This window comes from Pseudophaeobacter sp. C1-32P7, from assembly GCF_041008775.1.
GTDB classification, from domain to species: domain Bacteria; phylum Pseudomonadota; class Alphaproteobacteria; order Rhodobacterales; family Rhodobacteraceae; genus Phycobacter; species Phycobacter gallaeciensis_A.
On the sequence record NZ_JAXGFR010000062.1, the window covers coordinates 1 to 3,202 of the forward strand.

Annotated in this window: 2 protein-coding genes and 1 pseudogene; 1 reads left to right on the forward strand and 2 read right to left on the reverse strand. The window is 51.4% G+C overall.

Features of this window, described 5'->3' with window-relative positions:
* Positions 1–65 precede the first annotated feature (65 nt).
* On the reverse strand, positions 66–842 hold the full coding sequence (locus SM763_RS23975; RefSeq protein WP_369000080.1) for a hypothetical protein: 777 nt from the start codon (positions 840–842) through the stop codon (positions 66–68).
* Between the two features lie 273 nt (positions 843–1,115).
* Between SM763_RS23975 and SM763_RS23980 the strand changes: the two genes are divergently transcribed.
* Entirely contained in the window at positions 1,116–2,933 is a 1,818-nt protein-coding gene (locus SM763_RS23980; RefSeq protein ID WP_369000082.1) for a sigma factor-like helix-turn-helix DNA-binding protein, read from the forward strand.
* Here SM763_RS23980 and SM763_RS23985 read toward each other — a convergent pair.
* A pseudogene (locus SM763_RS23985) lies at positions 2,928–3,089 on the reverse strand (IS3 family transposase); the annotation flags it as partial. The gene SM763_RS23980 and the pseudogene SM763_RS23985 sit on opposite strands and share 6 nt — an antisense overlap.
* Positions 3,090–3,202: the final 113 nt, after the last annotated feature.

Genomic DNA, 3,202 nt, shown 5'->3' on the forward strand with positions numbered 1-3,202 from the left:
CAGAGATTTGAGAAACGAATTTGTAGCGCACATTGCGAAACGCACTCCCCATCATGAGATGGAGATCACATCGCAGCCGAAGCCATTAGCAGCAATGTGGGGTTGAGACGGCGCTTACGAAGAAACAGCACGAGGCGGATCTGAGCATGGAACAGTTCAGTCTGCGTTTGACACGTTTTGTCGTCAGAGGCCTCCCCCCAATCTCGAGGTTCCAAGCTCTGGATTTTTCCGTGAAGAATACCGTTCCGGAACTGGCGCAGCAGTTCAGCTGAAATACCCAAGTAACTGCCCGCAGCGATGGCCTCCTTGAAGGGCCTCTCTTGAGTGTTGATATAAGTACAAGCTCGCGAGTGTGCCTCGAACATTGCTTCCTTAAGCCCAAAAATCGGCTGATGGCCAAACCTTTCGAATTTATGACGGACAGCCTGTGACGTTGGCTTTTTTCCATGCGAGAAGAGAGCCTCCCCCGCAATTTCAAGGGCATTCCAAGCTCCCTGAAAAACCAGTTGGCCGGCTACGAACCTTTCCTTTACCTCAGAAACTGCCTTTTCGTACTCGTATGAAGGACGGCACCATTGACTGTCACCGTAAAGGTCCGTGTAGAGGCCAACGCTTTGCAGCGAGAGTGCTTGGTGGAGGTTATGGTGTACACCGTCCCAAGGTGGGTTGAGATGTCCCATGTTTGAGAGACTGGAGATCAGCCGAAGAACCCGTAAGGCGTGGGTTCTTAAGGGTGCCAAGTAAGCACCATCGGACACTTTGGTCCGGGATGCCCAGAGAGCGTCAAAGGTTTCACTTTGACGCCGCAACTGGTCTTGTAAAATGGTTTCCTGATTGTTCATTCTATATTCAAAGGCGATTCCAAAGAGGCCGCAATCACTGCGAGCAAGATCCTAGACTCACTCTCCTCAAAACACATAGCGTTTGGTGGATTCAACTGGTAGATTGAAGGGATAGTGGGGCTCTTTTTGGTTCTTTTCTAGTGAGTTATCGGGGAGCCGTAAGCGGACAACATGCTTTCAAGACTGGGCAAGAAACTCAAAGCTCTCGTGAGCAGAGAAACAGTGAGGACTGTGCCAACGACTCCGGCGGCCACAACAGGTGGGCAAAGTCGCTTGGCCGCATCCGACGCTGAGCACGCCAAAAAAATCTGGGCAGCTGAACCTGAACCAAGTGTAGCAGCAATGGAACCACGTCAGGATCCGAAACCGGCCCCCGCGCTTATCTTGGAGAACGTGTCTAGAACGCTTGACCCAACTGAAAGCATCCAGCTTGAAGAATCTACCGAAGCAGGCCAGACAGAAGCAGCTGAGGCGAAGGTTGACAACATAGCGCCCGATGAACGGCTAGAAGCTAGGGCAAACTCTGACGACGATTTAACCGTCTTGAGGCTGGGCTTGGCCATCGATGAACCGCTTCAAGGCGTCCATTCCAAGAAGCAAGCCGCATACACTTCTAGCAGCAGGCCGCGTCAGCCAGAACGGCCCACTTCTCAAAATGCTCCAGAAGAAAAACGACTTCTGGACCTAGCGATACAGAGTTTCGCATCAACGCGGCTGATCAATGTGTTGCGCAACGCCGAAGGTGAGTTGCCCGCAAATACGATCGCTGCCTACATGCGAGCGCCTGACACAGCTCGAGAAGCTTTCAGGCAACTTGAAAATTCTGGCGAAAAAACTGCAATGGAACTTGATGGCCTTGTCAGGAAGTTCGCGCGCGACGTTGATTGGAACAGACAGAGTGCGGCTGACAGCATCGTCGATGTAGTAAGAGAAGCCGACTGCTCCGTTCGCCTATTGAATGCAATCTCAGCAAACTCCGATTGTCTGCCAGTCAATACTGTGAGCGGATACTTGAGCGCTCCGGAACGCTCTCGGCAAGCGTTCCTTAAACTGCCGAACCTTGGGCGCAAGTCGGCAGATGAACTCGATCAAGTTTTGCGCAGTTTCGTTCCGAGCGCAACTAATGCTGAAGATGACCAAGAACTGATCTCAAACGAGGATGGCTACTTCCAACGAGCGATCCGCGCCGCCGAAATTTTCTTTTCTGGAATGCTATATCCTGATGAACTGTTCGAATGGTCACCGCCGACCAGGCTCGCGAACCTCCTCAAAATTGATCAGCTAGAACATCGAAAGAGTCTTTTAGATTTCCTGAAGACATTTGACGAAACCGCCTCACGCATCCGTTCGCTGCCGGGCTGCGGACGAAAGAGCATCGAACAGCTCGACGAAATCGTGTCCAAGTTGATCGAAGCGCGACTCTCAAATTGTGGTGCAGGTAGCGAGATTACACCCGATCTTAGACGTTTGTTGCGTGGTGAATTTGTTTCGCACACATCGCTTGCGAGCATAGTTGAACTAGGAAATATCAAGCCTGAAGATATCAAAGACTCCGAAAGTGCCTCGATCGAAGAATTGACGGTAACCGAATTCATTGAGCGATGTATGTCGTCCCTCAATGATAGGCAGCAAGACATTCTTCAGCGGCGATACGGCATAAACAGAGAGGAGACCGAAACGCTCGAGCAAGTCGCTTCCAGCTATGACGTGACGCGAGAGCGCATTCGTCAGATTGAGAAAAAAGCAAAGCAAAAGCTCGAGACGAAACGCACAAAGAAAATTTTGATTGGCGCGCTGGAGCAAGAAGGGTCGTTGGAAAAGCTCTTCAAGAACCGGAAAATCGTCTCTGAGGAACAGATCAGTGCTGTAAGCAAGTTACTGACTCCTGAGGAACGTCTTGCGGTCGATCTAGCGTACGGCGACTTGAGGTCGTTCCTAGACGCTGAAAGCGTTCGAACCGATGCAGGTTGGATTCAAGAGCAAGATCTGCTCTTGATGAACCATGAGCCCGAAGATCTATCTGGTTCACTCCGTCAGAGGATCGTGTCTGCAATCCGCGTGACCTGCCCCCCGAGGCTCCCTCATTCATAACGAGAGTTTGCGGGTTTGGATTTCATATTCGTCGGTTTCGTTTTGGGCAAGCGCGTCGTGCGCGGAGCCCTCAAATTGCTCAAGCGCTCGACGCGCTTCAGCGGGTGTTTGGTTGCCCAGAGATGAGTGCGGTCTGACGTTATTGTAATGTAAGCGCCGTCTCAACCCCACATTGCTGCTAATGGCTTCGGCTGCGATGTGATCTCCATCTCATGATGGGGAGTGCGTTTCGCAATGTGCGCTACAAATTCGTTTCTCAAATCTCTGGG